This is a genomic window from Streptomyces sp. NPDC005803, assembly GCF_040630435.1.
Classification (GTDB): domain Bacteria; phylum Actinomycetota; class Actinomycetes; order Streptomycetales; family Streptomycetaceae; genus Streptomyces.
The window spans coordinates 55,318-71,411 of the sequence record NZ_JBEXXO010000004.1; the positions used below are offsets into that span (position 1 = coordinate 55,318).

At 71.7% G+C, this 16,094-nt stretch carries 14 protein-coding genes; 8 read left to right on the forward strand and 6 right to left on the reverse strand.

Annotated elements, in window-relative coordinates; translation table 11 throughout:
- Window positions 1-8: 8 nt before the first annotated feature.
- Window positions 9-1,022, forward strand: a complete 1,014-nt coding sequence (locus tag ABZ454_RS07490; protein ID WP_359536480.1) for a COX15/CtaA family protein — start codon at window positions 9-11, stop codon at window positions 1,020-1,022.
- Window positions 1,023-1,114: 92 nt separating this feature from the next.
- On the opposite strand, the gene ABZ454_RS07495 is transcribed toward ABZ454_RS07490, so the two are convergent.
- Complete coding sequence (locus ABZ454_RS07495; RefSeq protein ID WP_356321670.1) at window positions 1,115-1,471, reverse strand: hypothetical protein; 357 nt, start codon at window positions 1,469-1,471, stop codon at window positions 1,115-1,117.
- A 94-nt stretch (window positions 1,472-1,565) separates the two neighbouring features.
- Window positions 1,566-2,519 (reverse strand): heme o synthase, encoded by a 954-nt coding sequence (locus tag ABZ454_RS07500; RefSeq protein WP_356321669.1) that lies wholly within the window; start codon window positions 2,517-2,519, stop codon window positions 1,566-1,568.
- Window positions 2,520-2,987: 468 nt separating this feature from the next.
- On the opposite strand from ABZ454_RS07500, the gene tkt reads away from it, so the two are divergent.
- From tkt to pgl, 5 genes are read left to right on the forward strand one after another with little or no spacing between them, the layout of a single operon-like run.
- On the forward strand, window positions 2,988-5,075 hold the full coding sequence (tkt, locus tag ABZ454_RS07505; protein ID WP_356321668.1) for a transketolase: 2,088 nt from the start codon (window positions 2,988-2,990) through the stop codon (window positions 5,073-5,075).
- Between the two features lie 34 nt (window positions 5,076-5,109).
- Window positions 5,110-6,228 (forward strand): transaldolase, encoded by a 1,119-nt coding sequence (gene tal / locus ABZ454_RS07510; RefSeq protein WP_359536481.1) that lies wholly within the window; start codon window positions 5,110-5,112, stop codon window positions 6,226-6,228.
- Window positions 6,229-6,233: 5 nt separating this feature from the next.
- The gene (gene zwf / locus ABZ454_RS07515) at window positions 6,234-7,766 is read left to right on the forward strand and encodes a glucose-6-phosphate dehydrogenase (RefSeq protein WP_356321665.1); all 1,533 of its coding nucleotides are present in this window, start codon (window positions 6,234-6,236) and stop codon (window positions 7,764-7,766) included.
- The gene (gene opcA / locus ABZ454_RS07520) at window positions 7,763-8,779 is read left to right on the forward strand and encodes a glucose-6-phosphate dehydrogenase assembly protein OpcA (protein WP_356321664.1); all 1,017 of its coding nucleotides are present in this window, start codon (window positions 7,763-7,765) and stop codon (window positions 8,777-8,779) included. Before zwf ends, opcA begins: the two co-directional genes overlap by 4 nt.
- A complete protein-coding gene (pgl, locus tag ABZ454_RS07525; protein ID WP_359536482.1) occupies window positions 8,776-9,561 on the forward strand; it encodes a 6-phosphogluconolactonase in 786 nt (261 codons plus the stop codon). The genes opcA and pgl overlap by 4 nt, the downstream gene beginning before the upstream one ends.
- 69 nt (window positions 9,562-9,630) lie before the next feature.
- On the opposite strand, the gene ABZ454_RS07530 is transcribed toward pgl, so the two are convergent.
- A complete protein-coding gene (locus ABZ454_RS07530; protein ID WP_359536483.1) occupies window positions 9,631-10,674 on the reverse strand; it encodes an alpha/beta fold hydrolase in 1,044 nt (347 codons plus the stop codon).
- Between the two features lie 333 nt (window positions 10,675-11,007).
- Between ABZ454_RS07530 and ABZ454_RS07535 the strand changes: the two genes are divergently transcribed.
- A complete protein-coding gene (locus ABZ454_RS07535) occupies window positions 11,008-12,735 on the forward strand; it encodes an alpha/beta fold hydrolase (RefSeq protein WP_359536484.1) in 1,728 nt (575 codons plus the stop codon).
- Between the two features lie 8 nt (window positions 12,736-12,743).
- On the opposite strand, the gene ABZ454_RS07540 is transcribed toward ABZ454_RS07535, so the two are convergent.
- Together ABZ454_RS07540 and ABZ454_RS07545 are read right to left on the reverse strand one after the other, a co-directional pair.
- On the reverse strand, window positions 12,744-13,997 hold the full coding sequence (locus tag ABZ454_RS07540; RefSeq protein WP_359536485.1) for a beta-ketoacyl-[acyl-carrier-protein] synthase family protein: 1,254 nt from the start codon (window positions 13,995-13,997) through the stop codon (window positions 12,744-12,746).
- On the reverse strand, window positions 13,978-14,214 hold the full coding sequence (locus ABZ454_RS07545) for a hypothetical protein (RefSeq protein WP_356321660.1): 237 nt from the start codon (window positions 14,212-14,214) through the stop codon (window positions 13,978-13,980). Before ABZ454_RS07545 ends, ABZ454_RS07540 begins: the two co-directional genes overlap by 20 nt.
- A 514-nt stretch (window positions 14,215-14,728) precedes the next feature.
- On the opposite strand from ABZ454_RS07545, the gene ABZ454_RS07550 reads away from it, so the two are divergent.
- Window positions 14,729-15,253, forward strand: coding sequence for a helix-turn-helix domain-containing protein (locus ABZ454_RS07550; protein ID WP_359536486.1), 525 nt, complete (start codon window positions 14,729-14,731; stop codon window positions 15,251-15,253).
- A gap of 97 nt (window positions 15,254-15,350) precedes the next feature.
- Here the strand turns inward: ABZ454_RS07550 and ABZ454_RS07555 are convergent, their stop codons facing one another.
- Window positions 15,351-16,052, reverse strand: a complete 702-nt coding sequence (locus ABZ454_RS07555) for a response regulator transcription factor (protein WP_359536487.1) — start codon at window positions 16,050-16,052, stop codon at window positions 15,351-15,353.
- Window positions 16,053-16,094 lie beyond the last annotated feature (42 nt).

Here is a 16,094-nt window from a genome sequence, read left to right on the forward strand (position 1 = left end):
CGCCTACCATGGTGCGCGTGCCCAAGCTGACCCGAGCCGATGTCGCTCAAGCCGTGCGGAACCCGCTCCTCTACATCGCCGAACGCTGGACGCCGTCCCCCCGGACCGTCCGTCGTGCGGCGATGTCGGCCGTCGTCATGGCCGTCGTCATCGTCGTCACCGGCGGCGCGGTCCGGCTGACCGGTTCCGGTCTCGGCTGCCCGACCTGGCCCAAGTGCACCGACGACAGCCTGACGGCGACCAGCGCGATGGGTTTCCACGGCGCGATCGAGTTCGGCAACCGGATGCTCACCTACGTCCTGTGCGCGGCGGTCGGGTGGGCGATCATCGCCGCCCGGTCCGCCAAGCCCTGGCGCCGCGGCGTCACCCGCCTCGGCTGGGCGCAGTTCTGGGTGGTCATGGGCAACGCGGTGCTCGGCGGCATCGTGGTGCTCGTGGGCCTCAACCCGTACACCGTCGCGGCGCACTTCCTGCTCTCCACCGCGCTGCTCACGATCGCGCTGGTGACGTGGCAGCGGGTCAGGGAGGGCGACACGGCACCGCGCCCGCTGGTGGGCAAGGCCGTCTCGCAGCTCACCTGGCTGCTGGCCGTCGCGGCGGGGCTGCTGATCGCGGTCGGCACGGTGGTCACGGGGGCCGGGCGGCACGCCGGCGACTCCAGCGACGTCCACCGCATCCCGATCGACTGGAAGATGATCGCCCAGCTGCACGCCGACCTGGCGTGGGTCGTGGTGGCGCTGACCGTGGCGCTCTGGTTCGTCCTGAAGGCCGTCGACGCGCCCGTGGGCCCACTGCACCGCGCCCGGGACCTCTTCCTGATCCTAATGGCGCAGGGCGTGATCGGGTACGTGCAGTACTTCACCGACACCCCCGAGGTCCTGGTCGGCACGCACATGCTGGGCTCGTGCCTGGTGTGGATCGGTGTGGTCCGCGTGCTGCTGTCGCTGCGCGAGCGGCCGGTGGCCGACGCCCCGGTGCCCGGCCCTGCCGCCGGGCAGCCGGAACCCGTGACGGCGGGCTGACGCCTCCCCCGGAGGCCCACGACGCGTGAGGGGCTCCCCGCACGACGGCTCACGAGCCGTTGTCCGGGGAGCCCCTCACGCGTCGTGGGGCGTCACGCCTTGTTCGCCGGGCCGCCGATCTGGATGCCGGCCATCCGGGTCCACTCGTACGGCCCCGTGCGGACCTTCGCGGCGAACTCGCCGTCGAAGGACTCGTGCAGGGTGATCCCGGACTTCTGCGCGGCGCTCTCGGCGACGGCGTAGGAGGGGGCGACCAGATCGCCCCAGCCGCCGTCCTCGCCGACGAGGACGATGCGGGTGCCCATCTGCCCGAGGTAGGCGAGCTGCCCCTCGGCCCCGCCGTGCGCCTTCGCGAAGGCGCCGATCTGCTTGGCCAGCCGGGCCGCCCTGCGCTCCGCGCGCGCCGCCTGCTTGCCGTCCACCTGCTGGGTCTCAGCCGTCTCTGCCATGCACAGGATGCTACCGATGGGTAGATCGACGTGCGACGGGCGGGGAGCGTGGCCTGTGCCACGCTCCCCGCCCGTCGGCAGGTCACAGGGGGTTCTACCTCAGGAAGGGGTCCACCGCCACGGCGACGAACAGCAGGGACACATAGGTGATCGACCAGTGGAACAGCCGCATCTCCTTGAGCTTCCCGCCGGTCACGCCGGCCTTCGCCCGGCTGAGCAGGGCGTGCGCCTCCCAGAGCCAGAAGCCGCCGGTCAGGACCGCCACCACCGTGTAGAACCAGCCGGTGTAGCCCAGCGGGGTCAGCAGCAGCGAGACGGCCACCATCACCCAGCTGTAGAGGACGATCTGGCGGGCCACCACCCGGTTGGAGGCGATGACCGGAAGCATGGGGACGCCGACCCGCGCGTAGTCGTCCTTCACCTTCATGGACAGCGGCCAGTAGTGCGGCGGCGTCCAGAAGAAGATGACGGCGAAGAGGATCACCGCGGCCCAGGACATCGAGTTCGTGACGGCCGACCAGCCGATGAGGACCGGCATGCAGCCCGCGATGCCGCCCCAGACGATGTTCTGCGACGTACGGCGCTTCAGCAGCATCGTGTAGACGACGACGTAGAAGAGCAGGGCGCCGAGCGACAGGGCCGCCGACAGCCAGTTCACCAGCAGCCCGAACCACACCGTCGAGATCACCGCGAGGGCGATGCCGAAGGCCAGGCACTCGCGCGGGCTCACCATGCCGGTGACCAGCGGGCGCTGCGACGTACGGTCCATCATCGCGTCGATGTCGCGGTCGATGTACATGTTCAGTGCATTGGCACCGCCGGCGGACAGATAGCCGCCGATGGTGGTAGTGAGTACGAGCCACAGGTCGGGTACACCCTGAGCGGCCAGGAACATCACCGGAACAGTGGTGATCAGCAACAGCTCGATGATCCGAGGCTTGGTCAGTGCCACGAATGCCTTGACACGGGCCCCGAGCGGGCGATGGCCCCCTGGGCCCGGAGTCAAGGCGACCCCTGCGGGTCGGGACTCGACGGCCGTCACGCACACCCCTGACAGAGAAATCCCAGCAAGCTCCGGGCGTGAAGGCCCGGTAAAGACTTGCGCGAACCAGACCACTGTAGACGTTGGGGACACGCCGTCCTTCGCGGGGGTGGGGTCGTGTTGATGTGGCGCGGGGCGCTGCCTCGGCGCCCGTGCGAACGCCCGCACGCATCGCCGTGGAGCGCCGGCCCGAAGAGGCGCGCGCACCGCTCGCACAGGTGTGCTCCCGAGCGCCCGCGACGAGGTCTCAGGAGTGGGCCCGGGCGCTCATCGGAGACCTCAGGAGTGAGCCCGCACGCTCATCGGAGTGAGCCCATCGGTGAGCCTCCGCGCTCATACGGGAGGCGGATTCCGCGGGCCGCCCGCACCCTGGTAGGAGCCGGAAATAGCGGGTCGTGACGGGGGTAGGCTCGACAACGCCCGGTGCGTCCCAGTCACCGGTTTGACGACAGTGGAGAGGAGCCCTGACTCAGGGTGAGCACCAAGCCGACCACCACAGACCTCCAGTGGACCGAATTGGACCAGCGGGCCGTGGACACCGTCCGCGTCCTCGCAGCGGACGCCGTACAGAAGGTCGGAAACGGCCACCCGGGTACGGCCATGAGCCTGGCTCCCGCCGCGTACACCATTTTCCAGAAGGTGATGCGGCACGACCCCGCCGACGCGGACTGGACCGGTCGCGACCGGTTCGTGCTCTCGGCGGGCCACACCAGCCTGACCCTCTACATCCAGCTCTACCTGGCCGGCTACGGCCTGGAGCTCGATGACCTCAAGGCCTTCCGCACCTGGGGCTCCAAGACCCCGGGGCACCCGGAGTACGGCCACACCACCGGTGTGGAGACGACGACCGGCCCGCTGGGCCAGGGCGTGGCCAACGCCGTGGGCATGGCCATGGCCGCCCGTTACGAGCGCGGCCTGTTCGACCCGGAGGCGGCCCCCGGCACCTCCCCCTTCGACCACATGGTCTGGGCCATCGCCGGTGACGGCTGCCTCCAGGAGGGCATCTCCGCGGAGGCGTCCTCGCTGGCCGGGCACCAGAAGCTGGGCAACCTGGTCCTGCTGTGGGACGACAACCACATCTCCATCGAGGGCGACACGGAGACCGCGGTCTCCGAGGACACCCTGAAGCGCTACGAGGCGTACGGCTGGCACGTCCAGCGCGTCGAGCAGCTGCCCAGCGGCGACCTGGACCCGGCGGGTCTGTACAAGGCCCTGCTGGCCGCCAAGGCCGAGACCGAGCGCCCGTCGTTCATCGCGGCCCGCTCGATCATCGCCTGGCCCGCCCCGCACGCCCAGAACACCGAGGCCGCCCACGGCTCGGCGCTCGGCGACGACGAGGTCGCCGCGACCAAGCGCGTGCTGGGCTTCGACCCGGAGAAGTCCTTCGAGGTGGCCGACGAGGTCATCGCGCACACCCGTCAGGCGCTGGACCGGGGCCGCGAGGCCAAGGCCGAGTGGCAGAAGACCTTCGACGCCTGGCGCTCCGCCAACCCGGAGCGTGCCGCCGAGTTCGACCGGATCGCCGCGGGCGAGCTGCCCAAGGGCTGGGAGGACAGCCTCCCCGTCTTCGAGCCGGGCAAGGGCGTCGCCACCCGCGCCGCCTCCGGCAAGGTGCTGCAGGCGCTCGGTGACATCGTTCCCGAGCTGTGGGGCGGCTCCGCCGACCTCGCGGGCTCGAACAACACCACGATCGACAAGACGTCGTCGTTCCTCCCGGCCGGCAACCCCCTGCCGGGCGCGGACCCGTACGGCCGCACGATCCACTTCGGCATCCGCGAGCACGCCATGGCCGCGACCATGAACGGCATCGCCCTGCACGGCAACACCCGCATCTACGGCGGCACCTTCCTGGTGTTCTCCGACTACATGCGCAACGCCGTGCGACTGTCCGCGCTGATGCACCTTCCGGTGACGTACGTGTGGACGCACGACTCGATCGGTCTCGGCGAGGACGGCCCGACCCACCAGCCGGTGGAGCACCTGGCCTCGCTGCGCGCCATCCCGGGCCTCAACGTCGTGCGCCCGGCCGACGCCAACGAGACCTCCCTCGCCTGGCGCGAGATCCTGCGCCGCTACACCAAGGTGTTCGGCAAGGGCGCTCCGCACGGTCTGGCGCTGACCCGCCAGGGCGTGCCGACGTACGAGGCGAACGAGGACGTGGCCAAGGGCGGCTACGTGCTCTTCGAGGCCGAGGGCGGCGAGCCCCAGGTCCTGCTGATCGGCACGGGCTCAGAGGTCCACCTCGCCGTCGAGGCGCGCGAGGAGCTCCAGGCGGCCGGCATTCCCACCCGTGTGGTGTCGATGCCGTGTGTCGAGTGGTTCGAGGAGCAGGACCAGGCGTACAAGGACAGCGTCCTGCCGCCGTCGGTGAAGGCGCGCGTCGCCGTCGAGGCGGGCATCGGCCTGACCTGGTACCGGTTCGTCGGGGACGCCGGCCGGATCGTGTCCCTGGAGCACTTCGGCGCCTCGGCCGACGCCAAGGTCCTGTTCCGCGAGTTCGGCTTCACCGGCGAGCACGTTGCCGCCGCCGCGCGGGAATCTCTCGCCGCCGCTACGCGCTGATGCCGTTATACGACTAGTAGGAGATGCAATTCTCATGACAGACGCACTCAAGCGCCTCTCCGACGAGGGCGTGGCGATCTGGCTCGACGACCTCTCGCGCAAGCGGATCACTTCGGGCAATCTGGCGGAGCTGATCGACCAGAGCCACGTCGTGGGTGTCACGACCAACCCGTCGATCTTCCAGAAGGCGATCTCTTCGGGCGACGGTTACGAGCAGCAGCTCACCGACCTCGCCGCCCGCCGGGTGACCGTCGAGGAAGCGATCCGCATGATCACCACCGCGGACGTGCGGGACGCCGCCGACATCCTGCGTCCGGTCTTCGACGCGACGGACGGGCAGGACGGCCGGGTCTCCATCGAGGTCGACCCCCGCCTGGCGCACAACACCCTGGCCACGGTCGCCGAGGCGAAGCAGCTCGCCTGGCTGGTGGACCGGCCGAACACGCTCATCAAGATCCCGGCGACCAAGGCCGGCCTGCCGGCGATCACCGAGACCATCGGGCGGGGCATCAGCGTCAACGTGACGCTGATCTTCTCCCTGGAGCGCTACCGCGAGGTCATGGACGCCTACCTGGCGGGCCTGGAGAAGGCGAAGGCCGCGGGCCTGGACCTGTCCAAGATCCACTCGGTGGCCTCGTTCTTCGTGTCCCGGGTGGACACGGAGATCGACAAGCGGCTCGACGCGATCGGCAGCGCCGAGGCCAAGGCCGCGAAGGGCAAGTCCGCCCTCGCGAACGCGCGCCTGGCCTACGAGGCGTACGAGGAGGTCTTCGCCGGCGAGCGCTGGGCCGCCCTCGACAAGGCGCACGCCAACAAGCAGCGCCCGCTGTGGGCCTCGACCGGCGTGAAGGACCCGTCCCTCAAGGACACCCTGTACGTCGTCGACCTCGTCGCGCCGAACACGGTCAACACCATGCCGGAGGCGACTCTGGACGCGGTGGCCGACCACGGCGAGATCACCGGCAACACCGTCGCCGGTGCGTACGACCAGGGCCGTGCCGACCTCGAAGCCATCAAGAAGCTCGGGGTCAGCTACGACGACGTCGTCCAGCTCCTCGAGGACGAGGGCGTCGAGAAGTTCGAGGCCGCCTGGACCGATCTGCTCAACTCGACCGAGGCAGAGCTCAAGCGCCTCGCTCCTTCGGAGGGCTGACCACTTTGTCTGGTGTTCCCGGAGCCAACCCGCTCCGTGACGCCCAGGACCGACGGCTCCCGCGCATCGCGGGGCCGTCGGGCCTGGTCATCTTTGGCGTCACGGGCGATTTGTCCCGTAAAAAGCTGATGCCCGCTGTCTACGACCTGGCCAATCGCGGCCTGCTGCCGCCGGGCTTCTCGCTCATCGGTTTCGCGCGCCGCGACTGGGAGGACGAGGACTTCGCCCAGGTCGTCCACGACGCCGTCAAAGAACATTCCCGCACCCCCTTCCGCGAAGAGGTCTGGCAGCAGCTCAGCCAGGGCATGCGCTTCGTGCAGGGCAACTTCGACGACGACGTCGCCTTCGAGACGCTGAGGGCCACGATCGAGGAGCTCGACAAGGCGCAGGGGACGGGCGGCAACTTCGCCTTCTACCTCTCCGTGCCGCCCAAGTTCTTCCCCAAGGTCGTCCAGCAGCTCAAGAAGCACGGGCTGGCCGACCAGAAGGAAGGCTCCTGGCGCCGGGCCGTCATCGAGAAGCCGTTCGGCCACGACCTGGAGAGCGCACAGGAGCTCAACCACCTCGTGCACGACGTCTTTCCGCCGAACGAGGTCTTCCGGATCGACCACTACCTGGGCAAGGAGACGGTCCAGAACATCCTGGCGCTGCGGTTCGCCAACACGATGTTCGAGCCGATCTGGAACAGGTCCTACGTCGACCACGTGCAGATCACGATGGCCGAGGACATCGGCATCGGCGGCCGGGCCGGCTACTACGACGGCATCGGCGCGGCCCGTGACGTCATCCAGAACCACCTGCTCCAACTGCTGGCGCTGACCGCGATGGAGGAGCCGGGCTCCTTCCACCCCAAGGCGCTGGTCGCCGAGAAGCTCAAGGTGCTCACGGCGGTGGAACTGCCGGAGGACCTGGGCAAGCACACGGTGCGCGGCCAGTACACGCACGCGTGGCAGGGCGGCGAGGAGGCCGTCGGCTATCTGGAGGAGGACGGTATCGACCCCAAGTCGAAGACCGACACCTTCGCCGCGATCAAGCTGACGATCAACAACCGCCGCTGGGCGGGCGTGCCGTTCTACCTCCGTACCGGAAAGCGGCTCGGCCGCCGGGTCACGGAGATCGCGGTCGTCTTCAAGCGCGCCCCCTACCTGCCCTTCGAGTCCGGCGCGACCGAGGAACTGGGCGGCAACGCCCTGGTCATCCGGGTCCAGCCGGACGAGGGCGTCACGGTGCGGTTCGGCTCCAAGGTGCCCGGCACCTCCATGGAGGTGCGGGACGTCACGATGGACTTCGCCTACGGCGAGTCCTTCACGGAGTCCAGCCCGGAGGCGTACGAGCGGCTCATCCTCGATGTCCTGCTCGGCGACGCCAACCTCTTCCCGCGTCACCAGGAGGTCGAGCTCTCCTGGAACATCCTCGACCCGATCGAGGAGTACTGGGACAAGCACGGCAAGCCCGCCCAGTACCCGGCCGGGACCTGGGGTCCGGCCGAGGCGGACGAGATGCTCGCACGCGACGGACGGAGCTGGCGCCGGCCATGAAGATCGATCTCACGGAAACCACGTCCAGCAAGATCAACCAGGCCATGATCTCGGCCCGGCGCGCGGTCGGCGCCCCGGCCATCGGGATGGTGCTCACCCTCGTCATCGTCACCGACGAGGAGAACGCCTACGACGCGCTCAAGGCCGCGAGCGACTCCTCGCGCGAGCACCCCTCGCGGATCATCGCGGTGATCAAGCGGGTCAGCCGTTCGCCGCGCGCCCGCCGCGACGCGCGGCTCGACGCCGAGGTACGGGTGGGGTCCGACTCGGGCTCCGGCGAGACCGTCGTGCTGCGTCTGCACGGCGAGCTGGCCAACCACGCCCAGTCGGTCGTCCTGCCGCTGCTGCTGCCGGACGCGCCGGTGGTGGTGTGGTGGCCCGAGGACGCCCCCGCGGACCCGGCCAAGGACCCGCTGGGCGCGCTCGCCCAGCGGCGCATCACGGACACCTACTCCGCCGAGCACCCGCTCGACGAGCTGGCGGTGCGTGCGGCGACGTACCAGCCGGGCGACACGGATCTGGCCTGGACCCGCATCACGCCGTGGCGCTCGATGCTGGCGGCGGCGCTCGACCAGCAGCCCGCGGAGGTCGTCTCCGCCACGGTCGAGGGCGAGTCGGACAACCCGAGCTGCGAGCTGCTGGCCATGTGGCTCGCGGACCGGCTCCAGGTGCCGGTGGAGCGCACCACGTCCGGCGGCCCCGGCCTGACGGCCGTCCGGATGACCACGAAGAGCGGGGACATCGTCCTGGACCGGGCCGACGGCTCGCTCGCCACGCTCAACATGGTCGGCCAGCCGGACCGTGCGGTGGCGCTGAAGCGCCGGGAGACGGCGGAGCTCCTCGCGGAGGAGCTGCGGCGTCTGGACCCGGACAACATCTACGAGTCGACGGTGAAGTTCGGGGTGGAGCGCCTCGGGCACGCGGCCGAGTCCTCGCCCGCGAAGCCGGCCGCCACCTCGGAGGCGCCCGCCGCCGCCAAGAAGGCGCCGGCGAAGAAGGCGGCCTCGAAGTGAGCGTCGTCCCCCAGCTCGTCGTGCACCGCGACAAGGAGCTGATGGCACAGGCCGCGGCGGCCCGGCTGATCACGAAGATCGTGGACGCCCAGGCCGCACGCGGGCATGCCTCGGTGGTGCTCACCGGCGGGCGCAACGGCAACGGCCTGCTGGCCGCGGTCGCCGGCGCGCCCGCCCGGGACGCGATCGACTGGTCGCGGCTCGACCTGTGGTGGGGCGACGAGCGGTTCCTGCCGGAGGGCGATCCGGAGCGCAATGTCACGCAGGCCCGCGAGGCCCTGCTGGACGCGGTGCCGCTGGACCCGTCCCGGGTGCACGCGATGCCCGCATCGGACGGGCCCTCGGGCCCGGACGTCGATGCGGCAGCGGCCGCGTACGCCGCCGAACTGGCCGCAGCGGCCGGTCCGGAGGACCACGGACCGGTGCCGGTGTTCGACGTGCTGATGCTGGGCGTCGGCCCGGACACCCATGTCGCGTCGCTCTTCCCCGAGTTGCCCGCGGTACGGGAGACCGAGCGCACCGTCGTCGGTGTGCGCGGGGCGCCCAAGCCGCCGCCCGTCCGCGTCTCGCTCACGCTGCCCGCGATCCGGGCGGCGCGCGAGGTGTGGCTGCTCGCGGCGGGCGAGGACAAGGCGGAGGCCGCGGCCATCGCCCTGTCGGGGGCCGGGGAGATCCAGGCCCCGGCGGCGGGCGCCTACGGTCGCGGCCGCACGCTGTGGCTGCTGGACGCCGCGGCGGCCTCACAGCTGCCGCGCGCCCTGTACCCGCCGGCCTCCGCCTGAGCGTCCGTCCCCGAACGGCCCGGTCCGCCCCTAGGGCGGGCTGGGCCGTTCGCCGTGCCGGCTGCCGGTTCAGAGCGCCGTCGCGCAGTCGGGCCGACGCGCCGTCGTGGGGTCGAGGGCGTTGCGTACGAGCTCCACGACGACCGGATCGTAGGGGCTGCCCATGTGGCCCGTCCGGTCCTGCGGACAGATGTCCTGGACGGTGATGTTGGCGACCCGGTCGACGGGGTGTCCGGGGTGGAGGTACTGGCGTGCGTAGGGGGTCACGATCCGGTCCTCGCGCGTGACCACCGTGGTGTACCGCACGCCCGGCAGGGTGTCGCCCCCCGCGTCGAGCCTGCTGTTCACGGCCGAGCCGATCGTCTGGTCGGCCAGTGCCTGGCCGCCGAACCGGGCGGCCGGGGCGAGGAGGTGGAGCCGCTTCGCGAGGGTGGCCAGACCGGAGACCGTGCTGCCGTGGTTGGCCGGGGCGATGCCGATCAGGTGGTGCACCTTGTTGCGGGCGGGGTCCCGGGCATCGGTGCCGCCGGCGAACTTCAGGTAGTAGCGCGGCAGGATCCCGCCGCCCTGGGAGTGGCCCACCAGGTCGGCCTGTCGGGCGCCCGTCCGTTCGAGGACCCGGTCGACGAACCGGGCCAGCTGCGCGGCGGACTCGGGGACGGCGGCCCTGCCCTTGATGACGTCGCCCCGCGGGGCGCCGACGTTGACGGCGAAGACGCAGTAGCCGTCGGCCCGCAGCCGGGGGGCGAGGGCGCTCCAGTTGTTGTACGCGTTCTCGTACGTGCCGTGCACGAGGACGACGGGCCTGGGGTGCCGGGCGCCGGGGTCGCAGTGCCAGTCGTCGGCGCCGGGCGGTGGGGCGTCGGGACGGGTGGTGGAGACCACGAACGCCCGCTCCCAGAGGCGGTAGCCGAGGTCCGGCTCGCTCGGGGGCGCGCTGGTCGGTGCGGTGTGGTCGCGCGGCGCCATGGCGGCCGCGGCGAGGAACACGGCGGCGAGGACGGCCAGTGGGGCGGCCGCCCGCCGGAACCGGCGCCGGCCGGGCCGGCTGTGCGGCGGGTCAACGTCCTCAGGGCTTCGCCGGTCGTTCGGGCGGAGGGGCGGGAACTGCATGGAGGAACCTCCCGGACGGTTTCCCGCGGCCCGTGCGGGGCCGCGAGCTGAAAGGGGTCATCCGATGGGGTGGTGCGTCACGGCGCCGGTGGGTCCCTGGCCCCGCGAGGGGCGCCCCGGCCGCCCGGTTCCCTCCCCGGAACCGGGCCGGCCTTCCCGCGCGCGGCGGGCGAGTGGGCCGGGTGCCGCCGCGCGTTCGAGTGACGTGGCGCCGCACGTCGTTCACACTGAGTGACAGTGCCGGTACGGTGGGAGTCACCGGGTCCGGGCCGGTGTGCCCGCCGCGTTCCTCGACGCCGGACGTCCACTCGTACACGGCCGCAAGGAGATGGCATGCCCGCGAATTCGATCGTCTTCGGTGCCGGGGGCTTCATCGGCCGCTCCTTGGTGGGGGAACTCCTGCGCCGGGGCCAGGACGTCGCGGCCGCCGTGCACGGCGGCGGGGAGGGGCTCCTGCGATGGCTCGCGGAGCAGGAGGTGGACACGGGCCGCCTCACCGTCGTGCGCACCGACATCACCCGGGCGGGGCTGGGCCTGCCGGCGGACGGCCTGGACGACGTGCGGGACGTGTACAACACCGCGGCGCGCTTCGCCTTCGGCATGACCCCGGACGAGGCCAGGACGGTCAACGTCGACGGGGCCGTGCACGTCGCCGAGTGGGCCGCCACCCGCCCCCGGCTGCGCCGGCTGGTGCACATCAGCGGCTACCGGATGGCCGCGGCCGAGGCCGCCTCGCCCGACTACCGGCGCGACGGCGCCTACGAGGCGTCCAAGCGTGAAGGGGACGCGGCGGTACGGGCACGTGCCCGCGCCCTCGGCGTCCCGCTGACCGTCGCCAACCCCAGCACCGTCATCGGACCCGGCCAGTGGGTCGGTCTGGCGGACCTGGTGCGGGAGGTCTGGCGGGGCCGTCTCCTCGCGCTGCCCGGCGGTCCGGACGTCTTCCTTCCGGTCGTGGCGCTCGACTACTTCGTACAGTTCCTGGCCTCCGTTCCGGAACGGGCCGAGAGCGCGGACGGCACCTACTGGCTGCTGGACGACGCCACGCCGGAGCTGCCGGGGCTCGTCGCCCTGGTCGCCGAGCACATGGGCGTGCCGGCGCCGCGCCGCTCCGTCCCGGTCGGTCTCGTCAAGCGGCTGCCCCGCGCCCTGACCGGGGCGGACCCGGAGACCTTGTCCTTCCTCTCCAGCGACCGGTACGACACGGCGTCCGCGCGGGACCTCGCGGACTCCATGGGGCTGAAGATGCCGCCGGTGGGCGACGCCCTGCGTGACTGGACCGACGACCTGGTCGCCACACGCTTCGGCCAGGCCCGGGCGCCTTGGACGGCGTACGGGTTCCAGGAGGTCGGCACGGACCGGACCTGGGTGGTGGGAGAGCGGGAGCGGCCCGATTACGTGTTCCTGCACGGGATGCCGATCGACGCGGACTCCTGGTCGCCGGTGGCCGAGCGGGTGGACGGCCCCGCCCTCGCGGCCGATCTGCCGGGGTTCGGGCGGTCCACGCCGGAGCCCCGGCAGTCGCACGACGACTGGCTCGCCGCGCTGCTGGCACCCGTGCGAAGCCGGCCGGTGCTGGTCGCGCACTCGTACTCCTGCGGGCCTGCCCTGCGGTACGTGCTGCGCGATCCCGAGCGCGTCGCCGCGCTGGTGCTCGTCTCTCCCGCCTTCCTCCAGCCGGCGTCCTCGTGGCTGACGCGCTCCCCTCTCGCCGTGCCGGTGCTGAGCCGGATGACCACCGAGCGGCTGGCCGGCTCCCTCGGCCTGCCGGACGGGAGGTGTCTGCGGGGGCCGGTCACCGATCTGCGGCGGTCGGGGGCGGCGCTCCGGGTGGTCTCCGCCCTGCGTTCGGCGTACGGGCAGCGCGGCGCCCTGCGAAACGCCGTCCGCCGGGCCACGTCTCCGGTGGAGCTGGTCATCGGATCCCAGGATCCGCTGGAGGAGACCGGCGCCCTGCCCGTCACCGAGATCGCCTCGGCCGGCCACTACCCCCAGCTGACCCACCCCGACGCGGTCGCGCGTCACCTGGTCGCGGTACGGAAGCGGGCGACGGACGGGTAGCGCCCTCGTCAGACACGGGTGAACGCCAGCACGACGTTGTGGCCGCCGAACCCGAAGGAGGTCGACAGGGCCGCCCCGGCTTCGGCCCTGCGGGGCTGCCCCCTCACCAGGTCGAGCTCGATGCCGTCCCCGGCCTCCTCCAGGTTGCGGACCGGTGGCACCACGGACTCCTTGAGCGCCAGCACCGTGAGGATCGCCTCCACGGCGCCCGACGCGCCCAGGAGGTGGCCGGTGGAGGACTTGTTGGCCGTGACCACCGGGTGGCCGCCCACCGCGCTCATCACCGCCCGGGACTCCGCGACGTCCCCCTGGGGCGTTCCCGTCGCGTGGGCGTTGACGTGGCCGATGTCGCCGCCGGTCAGCCCGGCGTCGCGCAGCGCCTCCTCGATAGCGCGCACCTGTCCTTTCGCGTCGGGCAGGGTGATGTCGTGGGCGTCGGACGTGACGCCGGCCCCGGCCAGCGCCGCGTGCGCCCGGGCACCACGTGACCGTGCGAAGTCCGCCCGTTCCAGGACGACCATGCCCGCGCCCTCGGACATCACGAAGCCGTCCCGCTGCCGGTCGAACGGCCTGGACGCCTGCTCGGGGGCGTCGTTGCGCAGCGAGAGGGCCCGCATCTGGGCGAAGGCGCCCAGGGAGAGGGGGTGGAGGCAGGCGTCCGTGCCCCCTGCCACCACCACGTCGGCGCGTCCGGCCCGGATCAGCAGGGCGCCCACCGCGATGGCCTCGGCCCCCGACGCGCACGCACTGGTCGGCGCATGGGTGCCGGCCCGCGCTCCGAGCATCAGACTGACCACCGCGGAGGCCCCGTTGGGCATGAGCCGCGGCACCGTGTACGGGGACATGGCACGCCGTCCGCGCTGGTTCAGCACGTCGTACTGGTCGAGCATGGTCAGCGCGCCCCCGATGCCGGTGCCCACCACGACCGCCAGCCGCTCGGCCTCGACCCGCGGCCGGCCCGCGTCCGCCCACGCCTCCTCGGCCGCGACCAGCGCGGCCGCCTGGCTGCGGTCCAGCCGGCGCCGCCGCACGCGTTCGACCTCGCTGTAGGGGTCGCGGTACATGCCGCCCGCGATGCGGACCGGCAGGCGGTCGGCCCAGGGGGCGCCGATCGGCGCGATGCCGGACTTGCCCGCCAGCAGGGCCTCCCAGGTGCCCGCGACGTCGGCGCCGAGTGGCGTGGTGGCCCCCATCCCCGTCACCAGCACCTCGTCGGCCGGCCGGGTGCGCGCACGCGCGTGCTCAGCCCGCGTGCGCCGCACGGCGGCCCCCGTCCCCCGGCCCGGCCGTCAGCGGCGTGCGGCTCTTCAGCCCCGCCACGGTGAGGGCCATCACGGCGCGGAGCAGCTCACCCGCGCCGGCCGGCGGGTCCAGGGCGGCTTCCGGGGCGGGCCCGGCGTCCGTCCGCGCATCCGCGGCTGCCGTGCGCGCCGGGCCCGGGCCTCCCCCCTCTTCATATGCGTTCAATTCATCGGTCACACACATACCGTCTCCCTAATTCTTTTACGCCTGAGGTGGCTTGAAGATGCCGTAGGACCGAACGGGTCCAAAGAATGCCAGCGAGGTGTGAACGGGGCTTCGGCGACAGATTGCGTCACTGCGCCCGGAACCCAATCTATGCACCGCGAGCCGCCGGCCGCCTCGGGCGTTCTGCTGATTTCCCCCTCCCCTGCCCGGGGGATGGATCACCCATTAGGAGGGGCTCGAATGCGCCGGTCACCGCCTTGGGGAGGAGGCGCTGAACCCTTTCCTCACAACGAAGTGCCACGACCTCGGAACCATGATCAAATACTGTCTTATTTGTCGTACAATGCCTTCGTTTACTTCTTATTGCCACAACGCTCGAGTGTGCTGCATAGTGAAGATAGATGGTGCGGAGAACAGTTTTCGACCTCACCCCGAGTCCCTGCGCTTCAAATATAAATTACGCGCAGAATGGCGGGGCGTTCAGGCCGGTCTATTTTTCTCCTGCAAAATCCTGAAAGGGAACTCCATGTCGCACACCAGAACGGCTCGCACGTCCTCGGCCGAGGAGAACGTCCATGTAGTCCGCTGGCCCCTTGAGGCGTCGAAGCTGGAGCGCCACCGACGCACGGGCGCCCTGCGCCTCCTCGTGATCGAGAACGGGGGAACGCCACCGACGACCACCGACCCGCGGGAGGACTGGGTCCGGTCCCCGATCACGCGGGAGGACTTCACCGCTCGTATCGCGGCCTTGCGCGCCAGGGCCGCGTCGCACGACCTGCCGGCCCTGGACCACGACGGCCTGCTGCGGTACGGCAGCCGCGTCGTACCCGTGTCCCCGACCGAGATGTATCTGTTACGGCCCTTGGTGCAGCGCTTCGGAAGCCTGGTGGCCCGCGACGAACTGCTGGCCCTGCTGAGCACCCGGGGCTCCACCGCGAGCAGGAACGCCCTGGACCTGCACGTGATGCGGATCCGCCGGCGGGTCCTGCCCCTGGGCCTGCGACTGCGCACGGCCAGCCGGCGCGGGTACCTGCTGGAGGGGCCGGCCTGACCGGAGAGGCCCCCTGCCGGAGAATCTCCGGCAAGGGGCCTCCGTACTGTCTCCGGACGGCCGGGCCTGTCCCGGCAGGGCGCCGTCGGATCTCTGGTCAGACGGCCGGCCGTCCCCGGCCGCAACAGTCGCAGGCAGCCGGCGCCAGCCCGTTCCGGTGGGCGTAGATCACGGCATGGACCCGGTTGCGCAGTTCCAGCTTGTCGAGCAGATGCTGCACATGTGATTTGACGGTGCTCTCGCCCAGGACCAGTTCGGCCGACATCTCGGCGTTGCTGAGACCGCAGGCGAGGAGCGTCAGCACCTCCCGCTCCCGCCGCGTCAGCAGTTCGGCCCGCGACCGCTCCTCGGCAGAGCCCTGCCGGCAGGGCGGCGCGGGCCACGGGCTCCCGTCCGCGGCCGGCTCTGAGGCCCCGGGGGCTTCGAGGACGGCGTACCCGGCGGAGACCATGTGGACGGCGGACAGCAGGTGCGCGGGGGTGGCGCGGCTCAGCACCACCCCCCTGGCGCCGGCCCGTAGCGCTGTCCGCACGGACTCGTCCGTCCTGTGGACCATCAGCAGGGCCCCCGGCGCGCCCCTCCCCGGGCGGGGGGCCAGCGCGGCCACCAGGCGGACGACGTCGAGGTCCGGTGACTGAGCGTCGACGAGCACCACATCGGGGCTCAGCTCCGCCGCCCGGTGTTCGGCGTCCGTGACATCGGACGCCTCCCCGACGACCTCGATGGCCGCGTCCCGGTCGAGAACGGCCCGGATGCCGGCGCGGGTGATGGCACGGTCACCTACGAGCAGGACGCGCACACGTGCGGTGATCGGTCTCTCCTCTCCTTCGGAACGTGGACG

Excerpts from the sequence above, each read along its gene's own strand:
- ABZ454_RS07550 (WP_359536486.1), top strand. The coding sequence starts at position 14,729 with ATGTCGCACACCAGAACGGCTCGCACGTCCTCGGCCGAGGAGAACGTC.
- opcA (WP_356321664.1), top strand. The coding sequence starts at position 7,763 with ATGAAGATCGATCTCACGGAAACCACGTCCAGCAAGATCAACCAGGCC.
- ABZ454_RS07490 (WP_359536480.1), top strand. The coding sequence starts at position 9 with ATGGTGCGCGTGCCCAAGCTGACCCGAGCCGATGTCGCTCAAGCCGTG.
- ABZ454_RS07535 (WP_359536484.1), top strand. The coding sequence starts at position 11,008 with ATGCCCGCGAATTCGATCGTCTTCGGTGCCGGGGGCTTCATCGGCCGC.
- tal (WP_359536481.1), top strand. The coding sequence starts at position 5,110 with ATGACAGACGCACTCAAGCGCCTCTCCGACGAGGGCGTGGCGATCTGG.
- ABZ454_RS07530 (WP_359536483.1), bottom strand. The coding sequence starts at position 10,674 with ATGCAGTTCCCGCCCCTCCGCCCGAACGACCGGCGAAGCCCTGAGGAC.
- ABZ454_RS07495 (WP_356321670.1), bottom strand. The coding sequence starts at position 1,471 with ATGGCAGAGACGGCTGAGACCCAGCAGGTGGACGGCAAGCAGGCGGCG.